This is a genomic window from Microbacterium marinum (genome assembly GCF_014204835.1).
Taxonomy (GTDB): Bacteria; Actinomycetota; Actinomycetes; order Actinomycetales; family Microbacteriaceae; genus Microbacterium; species Microbacterium marinum.
On sequence record NZ_JACHMD010000001.1, the window covers coordinates 24049 to 41414 of the forward strand.

The 17366-nt window shown below is 69.4% G+C and carries 14 protein-coding genes; 4 read left to right on the forward strand and 10 right to left on the reverse strand.

Going from position 1 to position 17366, the window contains the following annotated elements; translation table 11 throughout:
* Positions 1–8: 8 nt before the first annotated feature.
* From BKA24_RS00100 to BKA24_RS00110, 3 genes are read right to left on the reverse strand one after another with little or no spacing between them, the layout of a single operon-like run.
* Positions 9–1364, reverse strand: a complete 1356-nt coding sequence (locus BKA24_RS00100) for an aldehyde dehydrogenase family protein (RefSeq protein WP_184214099.1) — start codon at positions 1362–1364, stop codon at positions 9–11.
* A complete protein-coding gene (locus tag BKA24_RS00105) occupies positions 1361–2122 on the reverse strand; it encodes a gamma-glutamyl-gamma-aminobutyrate hydrolase family protein (RefSeq protein WP_184214101.1) in 762 nt (253 codons plus the stop codon). Before BKA24_RS00105 ends, BKA24_RS00100 begins: the two co-directional genes overlap by 4 nt.
* Positions 2103–3458 (reverse strand): glutamine synthetase family protein, encoded by a 1356-nt coding sequence (locus BKA24_RS00110; RefSeq protein ID WP_184214103.1) that lies wholly within the window; start codon positions 3456–3458, stop codon positions 2103–2105. Before BKA24_RS00110 ends, BKA24_RS00105 begins: the two co-directional genes overlap by 20 nt.
* A 167-nt stretch (positions 3459–3625) precedes the next feature.
* Between BKA24_RS00110 and BKA24_RS00115 the strand changes: the two genes are divergently transcribed.
* On the forward strand, positions 3626–5164 hold the full coding sequence (locus BKA24_RS00115) for an amino acid permease (protein ID WP_184214105.1): 1539 nt from the start codon (positions 3626–3628) through the stop codon (positions 5162–5164).
* A gap of 206 nt (positions 5165–5370) precedes the next feature.
* Here the strand turns inward: BKA24_RS00115 and BKA24_RS00120 are convergent, their stop codons facing one another.
* A complete protein-coding gene (locus BKA24_RS00120) occupies positions 5371–7896 on the reverse strand; it encodes an ATP-dependent Clp protease ATP-binding subunit (RefSeq protein WP_184214107.1) in 2526 nt (841 codons plus the stop codon).
* A gap of 223 nt (positions 7897–8119) precedes the next feature.
* On the opposite strand from BKA24_RS00120, the gene BKA24_RS00125 reads away from it, so the two are divergent.
* Positions 8120–8878 (forward strand): hypothetical protein, encoded by a 759-nt coding sequence (locus tag BKA24_RS00125; RefSeq protein ID WP_184214109.1) that lies wholly within the window; start codon positions 8120–8122, stop codon positions 8876–8878.
* The gene (locus tag BKA24_RS00130) at positions 8875–9105 is read left to right on the forward strand and encodes a helix-turn-helix domain-containing protein (protein WP_184214111.1); all 231 of its coding nucleotides are present in this window, start codon (positions 8875–8877) and stop codon (positions 9103–9105) included. The genes BKA24_RS00125 and BKA24_RS00130 overlap by 4 nt, the downstream gene beginning before the upstream one ends.
* A 157-nt stretch (positions 9106–9262) precedes the next feature.
* Here BKA24_RS00130 and BKA24_RS00135 read toward each other — a convergent pair whose 3' ends face one another.
* The 4 genes from BKA24_RS00135 to BKA24_RS00150 all read right to left on the reverse strand — a co-directional run bounded on the left by BKA24_RS00135 (position 9263) and on the right by BKA24_RS00150 (position 12924).
* Complete coding sequence (locus BKA24_RS00135) at positions 9263–10192, reverse strand: endonuclease domain-containing protein (RefSeq protein ID WP_184214113.1); 930 nt, start codon at positions 10190–10192, stop codon at positions 9263–9265.
* A 248-nt stretch (positions 10193–10440) separates the two neighbouring features.
* Positions 10441–11142 carry a hypothetical protein gene (locus BKA24_RS00140; RefSeq protein ID WP_184214115.1) on the reverse strand — a complete coding sequence of 234 codons (702 nt, stop codon included), beginning with the start codon at positions 11140–11142 and terminating at the stop codon, positions 10441–10443.
* Between the two features lie 70 nt (positions 11143–11212).
* A complete protein-coding gene (cls, locus tag BKA24_RS00145; protein ID WP_184214116.1) occupies positions 11213–12682 on the reverse strand; it encodes a cardiolipin synthase in 1470 nt (489 codons plus the stop codon).
* Positions 12683–12738: 56 nt separating this feature from the next.
* Positions 12739–12924 carry a hypothetical protein gene (locus tag BKA24_RS00150; protein ID WP_184214117.1) on the reverse strand — a complete coding sequence of 62 codons (186 nt, stop codon included), beginning with the start codon at positions 12922–12924 and terminating at the stop codon, positions 12739–12741.
* A 146-nt stretch (positions 12925–13070) separates the two neighbouring features.
* On the opposite strand from BKA24_RS00150, the gene BKA24_RS00155 reads away from it, so the two are divergent.
* Entirely contained in the window at positions 13071–14162 is a 1092-nt protein-coding gene (locus tag BKA24_RS00155) for a DUF4192 family protein (protein WP_184214118.1), read from the forward strand.
* Positions 14163–14193: 31 nt separating this feature from the next.
* Here the strand turns inward: BKA24_RS00155 and BKA24_RS00160 are convergent, their stop codons facing one another.
* Positions 14194–16263: a hypothetical protein gene (locus tag BKA24_RS00160; RefSeq protein WP_184214119.1), complete on the reverse strand. Its 2070-nt coding sequence runs from the start codon at positions 16261–16263 to the stop codon at positions 14194–14196.
* Positions 16264–16294: 31 nt separating this feature from the next.
* Complete coding sequence (locus tag BKA24_RS00165; protein ID WP_184214120.1) at positions 16295–17365, reverse strand: glycoside hydrolase family 130 protein; 1071 nt, start codon at positions 17363–17365, stop codon at positions 16295–16297.
* Between the last annotated feature and the right edge of the window lies 1 nt (position 17366).

Sequence of the window (17366 nt, forward strand, 5' to 3'; positions counted from 1 at the left end):
GCTGTGGGTCAGGGGGTGGCGTAGAAGACGTTCTTGGTCTGGGTGAAGTGCTCGGCGGCGTCGGGGCCGAGCTCGCGGCCGAGGCCCGAGGCCTTCATGCCGCCGAACGGCGTCGCGTACCGGACCGACGAGTGCGAGTTGACGGAGAGGACACCGCTGCGCACACCGCGCGAGACACGGATGCCGCGGCCGAGGTCACGCGTCCAGATCGAACCGGCGAGTCCGTAGACGGTGTCGTTCGCGAGCGCGATCGCGTCGGCTTCATCGTCGAACGGCAGCACCGCGACGACCGGTCCGAAGACCTCCTCCTTCGCGATGCGTTCGTCCCGCCCGGCGAGGACGACGGTCGGCGGGAACCAGAATCCGTCGCCGTCCGGGGCGGTCCCCCGGAACGCGACGTCGGCGCCGTCGACATACGAGGCGACACGGTCGCGCTGCGCCGCCGAGATGAGCGGTCCCATCTCGGTGCCCTCGTCGTTCGGGTCGCCGACGCGCCATGCCGCGACGGCGGGCTCGACGAGCTCGAGGAACCGGTCGTACACCGAGCGCTCCACGAGCAGGCGACTGCGGGCGCAGCAATCCTGCCCCGCGTTGTCGAACACGGAACCCGGCACGGCGGCAGCCGCGGCCTCGAGGTCAGCGTCGGCGAAGACGATGTTGGCGCTCTTCCCGCCCAGTTCGAGCGTGACCGGCTTCAGCTCGCGCGCGCAGCCTGCGGCGACCTGGGTGCCCACGCGCGTCGACCCGGTGAAGACGACCTTGTGGACGTCGGGGTGCGTCACGAATCGCTCACCGACGACGGGACCGGCGCCCGGCACGACGGTGAAGACACCCTCCGGGAGACCTGCCTCGACAGCGAGGTCACCGAGCCGCATCGCGGTCAGCGGCGTCAGCTCGGCGGGCTTGAGCACCACGGCGTTGCCGGCGGCGAGCGCGGGCGCGAATCCCCACGAGGCGATCGTCATCGGGAAGTTCCACGGCACGATGATCCCCACCACGCCGTACGGCTCGAGGTAGGTGACGTCGAGACCGCCCGCCACGGGGATCTGGCGTCCGATGAGTCGCTCCGGCGCACCCGCGTAGTAGTTCAGGACCTGCGCGACGTGTGATGCCTCCCACCGGGCGGACGAGATCGGATGACCCGCCTCGAGCAGCTCGAGCTGGGCGAGTTCTTCGACGTGCTCCTCGACGACGGTCGCGAAGCGGCGCAGCGCGTCGGCCCGGGCGACGGGGGCGAGCTCCGCCCACACGCGCTGGGCGCGGACGGCGCGCGCGACCGCGGCATCCGTCTGCTCCACCGAAGCGAGTTCGACGTCGCGCACGGCGGCGCCGGTGGCGGGGTTCAGGACGGTGAAGGCGCTCACGCGGGCACCCCCCGGCGAGAGGCTGCGTATGCGTCGGCGGCGGCCACGAGCCCCAGGAAGAGGCGTCGGTCGGCGGAGTTCTCCTCGGGGTGCCACTGCACGGCGACGAGGTAGTCGTCGCCCGGCGCCTCGAACGCCTGCACGAGACCGTCGTCGGTCCGGGCGGTGACCACCAGCCCGTCACCGACCCGGTCGACGCCCTGGTGGTGGTAGCTGTGGATGCCGAACGGCCCCGCACCGAGCAGGCCGGCCAGCTTCGTGTCGGCATCCACCTCGACGGTGTTCTCGGCGAAGACGCCCCCACCGATCTTGTAGCGCTCCGTTCCGAGCGCCTCGGGAAGGTGCTGGTGGAGGGTGCCGCCGTAAGCGACGTTGATGAGCTGGAGTCCGCGGCAGATGCCGAACACCGGGATGCCGCGCTCCCGCGCCCCCGCGAGCAGCGCGAGCTCCCACGCATCGCGGTCAGCCCGCGCCGGATCGGTGAGGGGATGCCGCGGGGCGCCGTACAGCTCGGGCTGCACGTCGAGCCCGCCGGTGAGGATGAGGCCGTCGAGCCCGTCCAGCACCGCCGACGCGGCCGCCTCGGGGGACGGCTGCGGAGGCAGCAGCACGGCCACCCCGCCCGACGCGGTCACGGAGTCGAAGTACTGCTGCGGCAGGAAGCTGGCACGCACGTCCCAGACGCCCTGCTTCGCCTGCTCGAGGTACGTGGTGAGTCCGATGACCGGACGGCGGGGGTCAGAGTCGTTCGAAGCCACGGATGCGCTCCCAATCGGTGACGGCGGCGTCGAAGGCTTCCACCTCGATGCGCGCCTGGTGCAGGTAATGGGCCACGACATCGTCGCCGAACGCCGCGCGCGCGACCTCGGACTGCGCGAACAGATCCGCAGCCTCGCGAAGGGTCGTCGGCAGATGCGCGACGTCGGAATCGTACGCGTTCCCGGTGAGCGGCGCGGGAAGCTCCAGCTCGTTCTCGATGCCGTGCAGGCCGCCCGCGATGATCGCCGAGATCGCCAGATACGGGTTCACATCCCCGCCGGGTACGCGGTTCTCGACCCGCAGAGAGGATCCATGACCGACGACGCGCAGCGCACACGTGCGGTTGTCGACACCCCAGGCGATACCCGTCGGGGCGAACGAGCCCTTCGCGAACCGCTTGTAGGAGTTGATCGTGGGTGCATAGAGGAGCGTGAACTCGCGCAGCGTCGCCAGGATGCCGGCGATCCAGTGCTGCATGAGCGGGCTGAACCCGTACTCGCCGTCGCCCGCCATGACGGTGTCACCGTCGTCGCTGCGCACCGACAGGTGGATGTGGCAGCTGTTGCCTTCGCGCTGGTCGAACTTCGCCATGAAGGTCAGCGACTTGCCGTGCGCGTCGGCGATCTCCTTCGCGCCGTTCTTGTAGATCGTGTGCTGGTCGGCGGTCTCGAGAACCTCCGCGAATCGGAACGCGATCTCCTGCTGGCCATCGTGGCATTCGCCCTTCACGCCCTCGCAGTACAGGCCCGCGCCCTCCATGCCGCGGCGGATGTCGCGCAGCAGCGGCTCGAGACGGGTGGTGGCGAGGAGGTTGTAGTCGACGTTGTAGTCGGTCGATGCCTGGAGCCCGACGTAGCGCTTGGCCCAGGCATCCCGGAACGAGTCGTCGAAGACGATGAACTCGAGCTCCGTGCCGGAGTAGGCGACGAGGCCCTTCTCTGCGAGCCTCTGACGCTGGGCGCCGAGGATGCCTCGGGGCGACTGCACGACCGATCCGCCGCCGACGTATTCGAGCTCGGCCATCACGAGCGCTGTCGCCGGCTGCCAGGGGATGCGCCTGAGGGTATCCATGTCGGGGCGGAGCACCATGTCGCCGTAGCCCTTGTCCCACCCGGACATCGCATAGCCGTCGACCGTGTTCAGGTCGACGTCGACGGACAGCAGGTAGTCGCAGACCTCGGCGCCGTGACCGGCGACCTCGTCGACCCAGAATCGTCCGGCCACGCGCTTGCCGACGAGCCGTCCCTGCGCGTCGGGGAAGGCGACGATGACGGTGTCGATCTCGTCGGCGGCGATCGCGGCCTCGAGCTGAGTCGCTGTCAGGTTGCCCGGCATCCCTCATCCTCTCCGCCGACGGAAGACCGCGGCCGGTTCGTGTAACGAGAAACTTACATGCCAAAGGTAGACACGGCATACCAATAACCTCCACACTCATTCGCAAGGCGCGGCCAGCGCGCCGACCCGACGGCGCCCTGCGCGCCGACCCGCAGCCAGGAGGTCTCATGACGAATCCGAGCACCACGTCACAGAAAGTCGCCGGCGTCAGCTACGCGCGAGCCGGCGAGGGGTACTTCGAGAAACGCACGTTGAAGCGCTCCGCCGGTGTCTGGGGACTCTGGGGCCTCGCCGTCGCCGCCGTCATCTCGGGAGACTTCTCGGGCTGGAACTTCGGCATCGGCTTCGCCGGCTTCGGCGGCATGCTCATCGCCTTCGCCCTGCTCGTGCTCATGTACTACGGCCTCACGTTCTCGATCGGCGAGATGGCAGCGGCCATGCCGCACACCGGTGGGGCCTACTCGTTCTCGCGATCGGCGATGGGGCCCTGGGGAGGGCTCGCGACCGGGCTCGCCGAGACGATCGAGTACGTCGCGACCACGGCGGTCGTCGTGTACTTCTCGGGCGCGTACGCCGATCAGGCGCTCTACCTGCTGACCGGGGTCAGCCTTCCCGGGTGGGTCTGGTGGCTGATTCTCTACGCCCTCTTCATCGGCCTGAACGCCGCGGGTGCCGCGATCTCGTTCGGATTCGCGATCGTCGTCTCGGTGATATCCATCGCCATCATCGTCATCTTCGGGGTGATGGCGCTCGCATCCGGGGCGTTCGACTGGAGCTCGCTGTGGGACAAGGCACCCAACCCGGACATCGCCGGTGCGTCGGTGTTCCTCCCCGAAGGATTCGGGGCGATCCTGTTCGCCCTCCCGTTCGCGATGTGGTTTTTCCTCGGCATCGAGGAGCTCCCCCTCGCCGCGGAGGAGTCCCGCAACCCCGCGCGTGACATCCCCCGCGCGGGCCTGTGGGCTCGAGGAACCCTCATCGTCACCGGTCTGATCGTGCTCTTCATCAACACCGGGGTGCTCGGCGCCGAGGCGACCGGAGCATCTCTCGAACCGTTGCTCGACGGCTTCAAGGCGTTCCTGCCGCCGCAGGCCGCGGCGATCCTCGCCCTGCTGGCGCTGATCGGCCTGCTTGCCTCCCTCATGGGCATCATGTTCGCGTACGGGCGCAACATGTACTCGCTGTCGCGGGCCGGCTACTACCCCCGCTGGCTCTCCCTCACGGGCAAGGCGCAGACACCCTGGGTCGCCCTCGTGGTCGGCGCGGTCATCGGTTACCTGGCGCTCGTCGTGGTGCAGGCGGCGGGTGGTGACGCCTCGCCCGCCGGCGCGATCGTCTTGAACATCGCCGTCTGGGGTGCGGTGCTCGCCTACTTCCTGCAGATGGTCTCGTTCATCATCCTGCGCAAGAAGTTCCCGAACGCCGCGCGTCCGTACAAGAGCCCTTGGGGTCTGTTCGGCGCCTATTCGGCGGCAATCATCGCCGCGATCGTGTTCCTCGGGCTCCTCTTCAACCCGACCTATCTGCTCGCGATCGTGGCCATCATCGTGGTCTACGCGGTGATCTTCGTCGGGTTCGCCGTGTACGGCCGCCACCGCCTGGTTCTCTCCCCGGAGGAGGAGTACGCCCTCTCTGGTGGGACGCACGGCAACCCGCAGCAGGAGGGATACGACGCCATGGAGGGTGAGGTCTTCGGCGACAAGTAGTCCGGACGGCTCGAAGGGCCGGGGCCGCTTCGGCGCCCCGGCCTTTCGCCGTTCGTGCGGGATTGCAATGGATCATCCCCGACACCCCGGCCTCAGGGGAATGGATGCCGCGTGTCGCCCGGCATCCATTGCAATCGCGTACACGCGGCGGGAACGACGAAGGGGTCGGACGCCTCTCGGCATCCGACCCCTGTCGTTGGTGTCGCTTACGACCCGGCGATGATGTCCGGGCTCGCGGTGATCTCGCCCGCGGCGCCCACCCCGACCGCTTCGCGGCCTTCCTGGCGGGTCGTCTCGAAGACGAACTTCCCGGCCTCGGCGTCAACCTTCACGTGGTCTCCCGACGTCAGCTCACCGCGGAGGATCCGCTCGGAGAGCTGGTCCTCGACCTCGCGCTGCATGGCGCGGCGCAGCGGACGGGCACCGAGTGTCGGGTCGAACCCGATCTCGATGAGCTTGTCCTTCGCGGCATCCGAGAGCTCCACCGTCATGTCCCGGTCGAGCAGTCGCTCGCTCAGGCGCTTCGTGAAGAGCGTCACGATCTGACGCAGCTCGTCCTTGTTCAGCTGTGGGAAGACGATGACGTCATCGACACGGTTGAGGAACTCGGGCTTGAAGTGGCGCTTCAGCTCCTCGTCGACCTTGCCCTTCATCCGCTCGTAGGTCGTCTGCGAGTTGCCCTCGACCTGGAAGCCGACCGGGCCACCGGCGATCGCCGACGAACCGAGGTTCGTCGTCATGATGATCACGGTGTTCTTGAAGTCGACCACACGGCCCTGACCGTCGGTCAGTCGACCCTCTTCGAGGATCTGCAGCAGCGAGTTGAAGATGTCGGGGTGAGCCTTCTCGATCTCGTCGAACAGGACCACGGAGAACGGCTTGCGGCGCACCTTCTCGGTGAGCTGGCCGCCCTCTTCGAACCCGACGAATCCGGGAGGGGCACCGAACAGACGCGAGACCGTGTGCTTCTCGCCGAACTCCGACATGTCGAGGGAGATCAGCGCGCCCTCGTCGTCGAAGAGGAACTCGGCGAGCGCCTTGGCCAGCTCGGTCTTACCGACACCGGTGGGTCCGGCGAAGATGAACGAGCCCGAGGGACGGTTCGGGTCCTTGAGGCCGGCGCGCTGACGGCGGATCGTGCGGGAGAGGGCCGCGATGGCCTCTTCCTGACCGATGACGCGCTGGTGCAGGGCCTTCTCCATGAAGACGAGACGGCTGGTCTCCTCCTCGGTGAGCTTGAATACCGGGATGCCGGTGGCCTGCGCCAGCACCTCTGCGATCAGACCCTCGTCGACGATGGCGTGCGATGCCACGTCGCCCGAGCGCCACTGCTTCTCGAGGCGGAGGCGCTCAGCGAGCAGCGACTTCTCCTCGTCACGCAGGGCGGCGGCCTTCTCGAAGTCCTGCTCCTCGCTGGCGGCTTCCTTGTCCTCGCGGACCTTGGCGATCTTGTCGTCGAACTCGCGGAGCTCCGGCGGGCTGGACAGGATCGACAGGCGCAGGCGCGCACCGGCCTCATCGATCAGGTCGATCGCCTTGTCGGGCAGAAAGCGGTCGGACACGTACCGGTCGGACAGGTTCGCCGCGGCGACGATGGCACCGTCGGTGATCTGCACCTTGTGGTGAGCCTCGTACCGGTCGCGCAGCCCCTTGAGGATGTTGATCGCGTGCGGCAGGCTCGGCTCGGCGACCTGGATCGGCTGGAAGCGGCGCTCGAGCGCGGCATCCTTCTCGAAGTGCTTGCGGTACTCGTCGAGCGTCGTGGCACCGATCGTCTGCAGCTCGCCGCGGGCGAGGAGCGGCTTGAGGATCGAGGCGGCGTCGATCGCGCCCTCGGCGGCGCCCGCACCCACGAGGGTGTGGATCTCGTCGATGAAGACGACGATGTCGCCGCGCGTGCGGATCTCCTTGGTGACCTTCTTCAGGCGCTCCTCGAAGTCACCGCGGTAGCGGGATCCGGCGATGAGCGACCCGAGGTCGAGCGAGTAGACCTGCTTGTCCTTGAGCGTCTCGGGCACCTCGCCCTTGACGATCGCCTGCGCGAGGCCCTCGACGACGGCGGTCTTGCCGACGCCGGGCTCACCGATCAGGACAGGGTTGTTCTTCGAGCGGCGCGAGAGGATCTGCATCACGCGCTCGATCTCCTTCTCGCGCCCGATGACGGGGTCGAGCTTGTTGTCACGCGCGGCCTGCGTGAGATTGCGGCCGAACTGGTCGAGCACGGCCGAGCCGCCCTGAGCGGAGGCCTGGGCCTGCTCGCCGGCGCCGGTCGCGACACCCGCGGGCTCCTTGCCCTGGTATCCGCTGAGCAGCTGGATGACCTGCTGGCGCACCTTGTTGAGGTCTGCACCGAGCTTGACGAGCACCTGGGCGGCGACGCCCTCGCCCTCGCGGATGAGGCCGAGGAGGATGTGCTCGGTGCCGATGTAGTTGTGGCCGAGCTGCAGCGCTTCGCGCAGTGACAGCTCGAGCACCTTCTTGGCGCGCGGCGTGAACGGGATGTGACCCGTCGGCTGCTGCTGGCCCTGGCCGATGATGTCCTGGACCTGCTCGCGCACGGCGTCGAGCGAGATGCCGAGCGACTCGAGGGCCTTGGCGGCGACACCCTCGCCCTCGTGGATCAGGCCGAGGAGGATGTGCTCCGTGCCGATGTAGTTGTGGTTCAGCATCTTCGCCTCTTCTTGGGCGAGCACCACCACGCGACGTGCACGGTCTGTGAATCTCTCGAACATCGTCCCCTCCTCCTACTGACGCACCGATGGCGTCGTATGTAGAGGCTAACGAGCAGAGGATGCCGGTATGCCCGTGTTCGCCGTGGGCATACCGGCCCGCGTGCGCGGTGCCCGATGCGAAGCGCGGCGGGGTTCGGCATCCGCGAGGACGGAGTCTTGACGTGCACCCGCACGGAACCATATCGTTTCTCGATAACAACGACTTTCGATATGGAGGCTGGATATGGCCCGGATCATGACCATCGCCGCGGTGCTCGCCGTGCTGCTCATCGTCGCAACCATCGTCGTGTTCGCCTTCGCGGCGGCGCGCCGGGGACGATCCGGCGACGATGCCGCGCCGTTGGTGCGCGTGACCCGCGCGGTCGGCGTCGTGTGGCTGGTGTTCGCGACCATCGGCGCGTTGGCGAACCTTCTGATCCCGTTGCTCTCCCCCGCCGTGTCGATCACGATGCCGATCCAGGAGTTCTGGCCGCAGCTTCCGAGCACGGTCGATCTGCAGACCGAGGCGACGCGCGTCGCGGGGGGCTTCACGACCGTCACCCTGGCGGTCGAGGGCCTGAGCGCCGTCGCCCGCGTGCTCTGGGCGATCAGTCAGATGGTTGCGTGGGCGATCCCGGGCGTCGTCGCGCTTTTCGTCGTCGTCGCGTGCTCGCGCCTCCTCGCCGGAGCCGCGTTCGCACCCGTCGTCGCCAAGATGGCGGCCACAACCGGCGCCGTCGTCGCTTTCGGCGGCGTCGCCGCGCAGGTGGTGGGCGACCTCGCGGGGAGCATCGCCTCGACGCAGCTCTTCGGGTCCAAGGGCGGCTCGTGGGAGGGCGACTACGCCGGCATCGACAACGTGTTCGACGCCTGGGTGCCTGCCGCGACCGTGCAGATCTCGTTCCCGTTCTGGCCGATCGCGGTGGGCCTCGGGTTCGCGGTGCTCGCCGCGGTGCTGCGGTCCGGGTCCCGCCTGCAGCACGATGTGAAGGGGCTCGTGTGAGTCCCGCCGAAGACGACGAGCTCACCGGCATCCACTGTCGCCTCGATGAACTGCTCGCGGACCGCGGCATGACCCTGACCCGCCTGTCGGAGCTCGTCGGGGTCTCTGTCGTGAACCTGTCGATCCTCAAGAACGACCGCGCCCGCGCGATCCGCTACTCGACGCTCTCGGCCATCTGCCGCGCCCTCGACTGCGAGGTCGGCGAGCTGCTCGTGCGCGCGGACTGAGCCTCCGATTCCGGGGACGCGAATCGTCGCGTCGGGCTGCCGCACGCGACGATTCGCGTCCCTGGAATCGCAGGTGCGAGCGTTTTCAGGGACGCGATGCGCCGCTTCGCGCGCGTCACACGACGAGACGCGTCCCCGGAACCACGGGCGGGAGCGGTCAGCGACGTGCGAGCGCACGCCGCACACGGGCGACGAGACCTGCGGCATCCGCGAACAGGTGCTGCTTCGTGACCCGGATGACGACCCAGCCCGCCGCGGCGAGCGCCTCGTGACGTTCGATGTCGCGCGACCACTGCCGCGCGTCAGCCCGGTGGTGCTCTCCGTCATACTCGACGGCGACGCGGTGGCGCGGGTAGGCGAGATCCACGCACGCCAGCAGCCGACCGTCGACGACGACGTTCCAGTTGAGTTCCGGCTCCGGAAGACCGCCGTCGATCAGCGCGAGACGACACCACGTCTCGGGGCGGGATGCCGACCGCTCCCGCACGAGCGGCAGTGCAGCTCGCAACCGCTCGACACCGACCCGCCGCCCCGACGCCGCAGCGGCGAGGTCGTCGATCGTCGCGAGCGCCGGCCCATCGCCGCGGAACATCGGCACCCGTACGATCGCATCGCCGACGGCGACGAGGTCACGGACGTCGGGGAGCACCGCCGCGAGGCTCGCCCAGGTGGATGCCGGGGCGAGCAGCGGCACACCGAGCTGCGGGTGAACGCACACCCGAGTCGAGGCCTGAACCATCCGGTGCCCTCGAATGCGCGCGCTCCTCGGTGTGCGGCTGGGCGCGAGGACGGCGACATCCACCGCATTTGGCCGGAACGCCGACGCAGGCAGCGGCAGACCCCACAGGACTGCGGCGGTCAGATGGCTGAAGAAATGCCCGTCGGGCAGCACCACGGCGTAGGCGAGCGCTCGGAGCGCGTGGTCGCCCTCGGCATCCGTCGGCACCGTCGTCGACTGCACTCGTACGCCACGGAACGGCCGGTCGAGGTCGCGCGCGCGGAGCCGACGCGGCGAGACACCGGCATCCGTCGCCGCCTTCACAGAGAACACGGATCCGAGAGCCGGGGGCAATGGTCGAGGCTCCATGCGCCGATGCTCACGCCGTGATGACCGTGCGATCGGAGGATTCTCGGGAGACGTGGACGCAGTCTCGAACGGACGAGTTGGGGAGGACGCTCGGCGCCCGTTCGGGGGACGCGATCTGCCGTGTCTGTCAGCGGCAGACGACCAGACGCGTCCCCGGAGCAAAGGCGGCTCCCGTTCCAGGGACCCGATCTGCCGCGCATGCCGCGCGCAAACGACCGATCGGGTCCCCGGAACCCCGCCCACCCGCGTCAGCGGATGGAGACCGTCTCGGCCGCGTCGAGCACGCCGAGCGTCACGGTCGCGTCGCGATCGACCTCGACATCAGGGTCCAGCTGAGCGACCGTCAGCTGCGGTGCCATGTCCATCGTGCAGACCTGATCCGCATCCGGCGTGGCGAACGTGACGACGACGGATGCCGCGGATTTCACCGACACCGATTCGACGATCGGCCGACAGCTCGACGATCCCCACGTCAGCAGGGCGATCGCATCGTCGCCGACCCACCCGGCCGACGGGGTGAACTCCTCGACCGGGTCACCCGTGTACGCCGGCAGGTCGATGTCGCCCCGCGCGTCGCCGAGCGAGACCGTGACGCGCGCACCGTCCCGCGGCTCGACGCCGGCGGGCACGGGCACCGCCAGCGGCTGGGGCACGAGGTCGTCCGTGCACGCCTCGGCCTCCGGATCGCGCAGGGTGACGTCCACGACGCCGTCGACCTCCGCGACCTCGCCGAGCACGGGTGCGCACGACGAGCTCCCGTAGGTCACCACGGCGATCATCGTTCCCCCGGCGATCCAGCCGGCATCCACCTCCCACGCGGGCGCGGAGTCAGCCGCGCCTCCGTCGGGAACCGAGCCGCCGGGACCGGCTGCACCCGGGGTCGCGCACCCGACGAGGGCGGCGAGGAGCACGACGGTTCCGCCAAGGGCGGCGAGCAGGCGAGGGCGCATGACGGGGGTCCTTCCGGAAGAGGGATGCCGCGGCATCCACTCGGGAAGTGTCACCGGCCGCCGGATCGTCTCACTGCAATGCGGACGTCAGCCGCGCCAGGTTGTCGAGGATCATCGAGCGCAGCGGTCGCTTCTCCCACTCCTCGACCGTGAGCTCCCGCGACATGCCGCGGTACTGGTTCTCGACCGTGCGGAGCTGCTCGACGAACTCGGCACCGCGCACGAGCATCGTGACCTCGAGGTTCAGACCGAACGAGCGCATGTCCATGTTGCTCGAGCCCACGACGGCAACCTCGTCGTCGATCGACATCGACTTGGAGTGCAGGATGAACGGCTTCTTGTACATCCAGATCTTCACACCGGTCGCCAGCAGCTGCTCGTAGTAGCTGCGCTGTGCGTGGTAGACCATCGCCTGATCGCCCTCTTCGGAGACGAAGAGTTCGACTTCGACACCGCGATGGCAGGCCGTCTGGATCGCGAGCAGGAGTCCCTCGTCGGGGACGAAGTAGGGGCTGACCATCACGATGCGGTGCTTCGCGGCGAAGATCAGACTCATGAACAGCTTCAGGTTGTTCTCGTACTCGAAGCCGGGTCCACTCGGGACGATCTGACAGTCGAGATCACCCGTCCCGGCATCCGTCGAGAAGTCCGATTCGACCGCGAACACCTCGCCGGTCTCCCCATACCAATCAGACACGAAGACTGCGGAAAGGGATGCCACGACGGGGCCGTCGACGCGCACCATCAGGTCCACCCACTGCAAGCCACGTCGCAGGTTGGTCTTCAGGTTGTAGCTGCGATCGGTGACGTTCTGCGACCCGATGAACCCGATGACACCGTCGATCACGACGAGCTTTCGGTGGTTGCGGAGGTCGGGGCGCTGGTACTTCCCCTTGAGCGGCTGCACCGGAAGCATGAGCCGCCACTCGGCACCCATCCGCTCGAGGCGGGCGATCGTCGCCCGATAGTTCGGCTTCCAGCGGTTCGCCCAGTGGTCGAGCAGCACCCGGACGGTCACACCTCGCGCCGCGGCGCGTTCGAGCGCCGCGAAGAACCCGTCGGTCGCACCGTCCGACTGCAGGATGTAGAACTCGACGTGCACGTACCGGGTGGCGCGGTCGATCTCCGACGCCATCGTGTCGAGGCTGCCCTGGTAGTCCGAGATGATCTGCGCGCCGTTGTCGCCGGCCATCGGAAGAGCGCCGAGCTTGCGGTTGAGGTCCACGAGCTGCTCGAACCACACCGGCGCGTCGGGGCGCAGCGTGCCGAAGTCGATCCCCTCGCTCGCCGATCTGAAGGCGTCGTTGATCGCCTCCTGTTCCTTGCGCCTTTTCCGGGGAAGGCGAGGGTTCCCGATGAGGAGGAAGAGAAGGATGCCGAGCGGCGGGATGAAGTAGATCGCGAGCAGCCACGCCATCGCCGCCGTCGGACGGCGCCCGGGCGGGACGATGAGCACCGCGATGACGCGCACGGACAGGTCGAAGACGATGACGAGGACGACCCACCACGTCCAGGTCCAGTCGACGCTGATGCTGATCACGGGTCCCCCAGGGTGTTCCGGCCAGCCTAGTGCCCAGAAACGGGGCGTTTAGGCTCTCAACCGGCCGTTTCGTCGCGGGGGGCGAGGCCGCGGCGTCGACGTTCCTCGGCCTCGACCTTGGCGTACGCCTTCCGCTCATTGCGGTCCATGCGCAGGATGCTGCGGAGCACGAAGATGAGGAGCCCGAGAACCACGACCGTCGGCAGGATCGCCCAGATGACGGCGGTGAGGTACTCGTCCATACCTCTATCGTAATCGGCCTCCGACCCGGCGTTCCCCGCGCACGGCGCGAGTGCACCGCTTCCTCCCCAGGCGGCCTCGGGCGGGGGCGTTCCTGGCTGAAGCACCGTCTCGGTTATCGGGTCTTGCCGTGGCCCACCCTCGGTGCATGTCCACCATCGTGAGAGCGGCCGACGCCGCCGAGTTCCTGTCCCTCGTCCCCCGTCTCCTCGGGTACACCCCGACCGAGAGTCTCGTCGTCGTGCCGATGGCCGACGGCCGGAGCCTCGGCGCGATGCGCGTCGATCTGCCGCCCGATGACGCCGATGTGGATGCCGTGGCGTCGAGCATCGTCGGCATGGTGTGCCGCATCCCCACGGCCGAGGCTTTCGTCGCCGTCGCCTACACGTTCGCGTCCGCGCGGGCGGGACTGCCCGAGGCCGAGCTGATGGCTGCGCTCTCGCGCTCCGCCGACGCCTGCGGTCTCGGCGTCACGGACGCCCTGACGGTCGCCGGCGACGGGTGGGGGTCCCACCGGTCGGCGGATCTGCCGTCGGGAGGAAACGACCTCGCCGAGCTGTCGGCACGGATGCCGCCGCCCGGCGATCAGACCTCGGGCGCGCGACTGCCCGACGTCGACGACGCGGTGGTAGCGGCGATCCCCGCTGCGGTCGCCTCCCTCGAGGCGGCGCTGACCCTGATCTGCGGCATCCCGAGCCTCGCCGATCCGCCGGAGCGTCTCGAACCGGCGGCACTCGAAGCCGCCTGCGCGCTCGATGACCTGCCCGCCCTCTACGAGGACGCCCTCCGCTGGGATGTCGATGATCTCGACCCGCTTCGCGGCGCGCTTCTGGTGTGGTGCCTGGCGCGGCCGTCGCTGCGCGACGTGGCGATCGTCCAGTGGTCGAGCGACCGACGCGGCGGCGACCGTGCCCTTGAGGCCCAGCGTCGCTGGGAGGACGGCGAGGAGTACCCGAGCGACCTCGGCTGCGTGATGTGGGGGGAGGGCTCCCGCCCCGACCCGGACCGGCTCGAGACCGCGCTGACCCTCGTGCGCCACATCGCGGCGATCGCGCCCGAGGAGCTGCGCGCCGGACCACTCGCCACGGCGGCCTGGCTCGCCTGGGCACTCGGCCGTTCGACGCATGCGGGCACCTACGCGTCGGCGGCACTGGCGCAGGAGCGACACCACGGCCTGGCGGACATCGTGCGATCCTTCGTGGCCGCGTCGCATCTGCCGGACTGGGCGTTCCGCCGGTGACCTCACCCACCCGAGGCCACCGGCGGAGCCCTCACCGCTCGATGATCGCGAAACCGCCCGCGGGCAGCGTGATTGTCCCCCTCACGACCTTCGCGTGCATCTCCCGGCCGCGGGCGTCATAGACAGCGACCTCGCCCGCACCGACACCGACCCGCTGAGGCGTGACGGCCGCGGAGTGCACGAGCTCGGTCCGGGCGTCGGCTCCTCCGAGCACGAGGCGAGAGACCAGCGGGCGCACGATCAGCCCGTCGAGCTCCGCCGCTCCGCGAGTGACATCCACCCGCAGCTGCCGGCGGTCACCGGGGACCACGGTGCGCAGCGCGTGGGGAAGCAGGACACCGGGCGCAGGCGAAATGCCCTGCTCAGGACCGGTGAGGCGGAGCTGACTGACGACACCGCGCCCGGCTCGCCACGTCGATGCGCTCTTCGCCCCCTCGTCCGTCCACATCACCGGTTCGACCCAGCGCGCCGTCCTGTCGCGACCGATGTCGAACACAGCGTGCTCGCCCCGCGTCAGGGTGAGGGCGTCGCGCGACCAGCTCGACTCCCCCGTCCACGACTCCGGCGTGGCGATGTCGCCGTCAGTCGAGAGGGCGTCCTCGGCCTCGACCCACTCGAGGCCGTCGCGGTCGACCACCTCGGTCAGACCGAGCGTGTGCTCCTTCACGGCGGGATTCGCGTCGAGCGCCAGAGCGGTGAGGAGCCCGTGGATGGTGGATTCCGCCCCGCTGTTGCGGTTGACCGTGCCATCGGGCTGCAGGCCGTCGTAGGTGACGCCCGTCTCGGGGTCGTACATCTGCGCACCGGCGTGGTTCGCACCGAAGAACCACGCAGCCTGCAGCGCGGCGAGGTCGGCGAAGCCCTGAGACCCGGTCACCTCCGCGACACCAAGGAGCGACTGCACGCGCGAGTCCGCCCCGTACGCGATCTGCACCCGATCGAACGGACTCGGATTCCAGCCGTTGTCGGGCCCTCCCGCGGTGAGCAGAGTCGTCGTGAACGACGCAGCATCCGCCACGGCGGGACGAGGGAGCGAACGATCATCGAGGGCAGCGGATGCCGCGGCGAGCGCCGCCGGCATCTGCGACCCCCACGCGTGCCAGATCGCGCGCGACTGGGCCCACGGCAGGACCGCGTTGTACGGCCACTCCCGCACCGACCCCTCCGACATGGCCGCAATGCCCTTCGCCAACTGACGCAGCGCGGTCGCTGACGCGCCGTCGGGTCCGGCCTCGACCCGGGCGGCGAGCCCGAGCGCCGCTTCGGCCGACGCGTCGGCTCCGTCGGTGATCAACCAGGCCGGCACACGCTTGCCGTCGGAGACCGTCCACTCGCCGTACCGGGTGAGAACCTGACGCTCGAGCGCATCGAGGGACAGGTCGAACCGGTCGTCGAGGAACGACGCGAACTCCGGGTCTTCGTCCTTGAACGCGGCATAGCCCTCACCGAGCGCCCAGAGCGTCCGGGCGAGCCAGTAGCTCTCCCCGCTGTCGGACGGGTCCGGCAGCTCGACGGGCTCCGCGGAGGGGTTGAGCGTGCCGTCGGGCTGCATCCAGAGCACGACGTTGCCGGCGTCGGGTCCCTCGGTGGTCTGGAAGTACGCGACCGAACGCAGAAGCTGGTAGGCGGTGTCGCGGCTCTCATCGTCGCCGGTCTGCTGCCAGTGACGGATGTAGACGACGGCGGCGCGCGTGATGTCGTCGGCGTTGTACGCACCCTGACCCCAGTACCCCGTGGCCGGGTCGAGCGGACCGCCGCCGACCCGCTCGAACGTGCCGCCCGGCCGGGCGTCCGCATAGGTCCACGGCATCACGAGCGCCGGTTCCTCCTCGAGACGGTAGGTGGTGTGGCCGTCAACACCCGCGGGCGGCGTGGCTTCATCGAGCAGGAAGTCGAGGTGGTCGAGATTGGTGACCGGGGCGTCCGCCGGTGCGGCGGCGGGTGCAGCCTCTGCCCGCGCGGCGGCCTCTGCCCGCACGGCGGCGGAGGCCGCGGGCGGCGCGGCTGCCGCGGCTGTCGCCCCGAGCGGGACGGTGAGAGCCAGTGCTGCCGCCGCGGCGAGTCCGACGGTGCGCGCACGACGTTGTGCGGAGGTGGACATGAGGGTCGTTCCTTTCGCTTCGGTGCGACGGTCAGTCGGTGCGCTCCAGCAGGGCGACGCCGATCTTGGAATCGGCCATGCCGTAGAACACGAAGTGCCGACCGTCGATCTCCTCGATGGCCGTGGGGAAGACGACGTTGGGCACGATTCCGCTGCGCTCGTCGTCGGTCTCCGGCGCCAGCAGCGGCTCCGGAGTGCGGGCGACGACCCGGGATGGGTCATCGGCGTCGAGCAGGAGCGCGCCGGCCGCGTAGTTCACCCGCTGCTGCTGCGAGAACGCGCTGTCGATGACACCGGTGACGCCGTGGTGCAGCACGAGCCACCCCTCGGGAACCCGGAGGGGCGGCGGTCCCCCGCCGATCTTGAGCGCCTCGAAGTCGAACTCCGGCCCCGCCACGAAGCGGTGCTGCTCCCACAGCGTCAGGGCCGAGATGTCGGCCTCCACGGCATCCAACGGGACGTAGCTGATCCAGATCGACTGGCGCTCGTCCTCGACACCCGCCGGCACGCGCACGCCCTGCCCGGGCTTCGTCTCGCCGAGGTCCCACATGGGGCGGTGCAGGACGGCGAGCGCCCTGCGCCCGTCGGGCGCCGTCACCGGCTCGGGGAAGAACACGGTGTCCTTGTTGTGGAACAGGTTCAGGTCCATGTCGAGGTCGTCCTGGTAGCGGAACAGTGCAGGACCCAGCCGCTTCCAGTCGCGGAGGTCCGCCGAGACGGCGACGGCGGTCCGCGGCCCGAGCGGCCCGTACGCGACGTAGGTCATGACGTGGATGCCGAGGGCCTCGATCCACGTCGTGCGCGGGTCTTCGGTGCCGGCGTTGCCCACGCCCCGCTCCCAGCCGCGGTCAGGCTCGAGCACGATCCCCTCGCGCTCCACGCCCACCGGGACGCCGTCCTCGACGACGACACGGGCGAGGCCGACGCGCGAGACGTTGCCCTCGGCGACCAGACGGGGAAGCAGGTACAGCGTCCCGTCTGGTCCCCGCCCGGACGCGGGGTTGAGCACACCCTCGGCCTCCAGCGGGTCGCCGGGCGCGGGGGTCATCACGATCCCCATGCGCGTGAGGCGGTAGGGGACGGTGGGGGTTTCCGGGGGCATG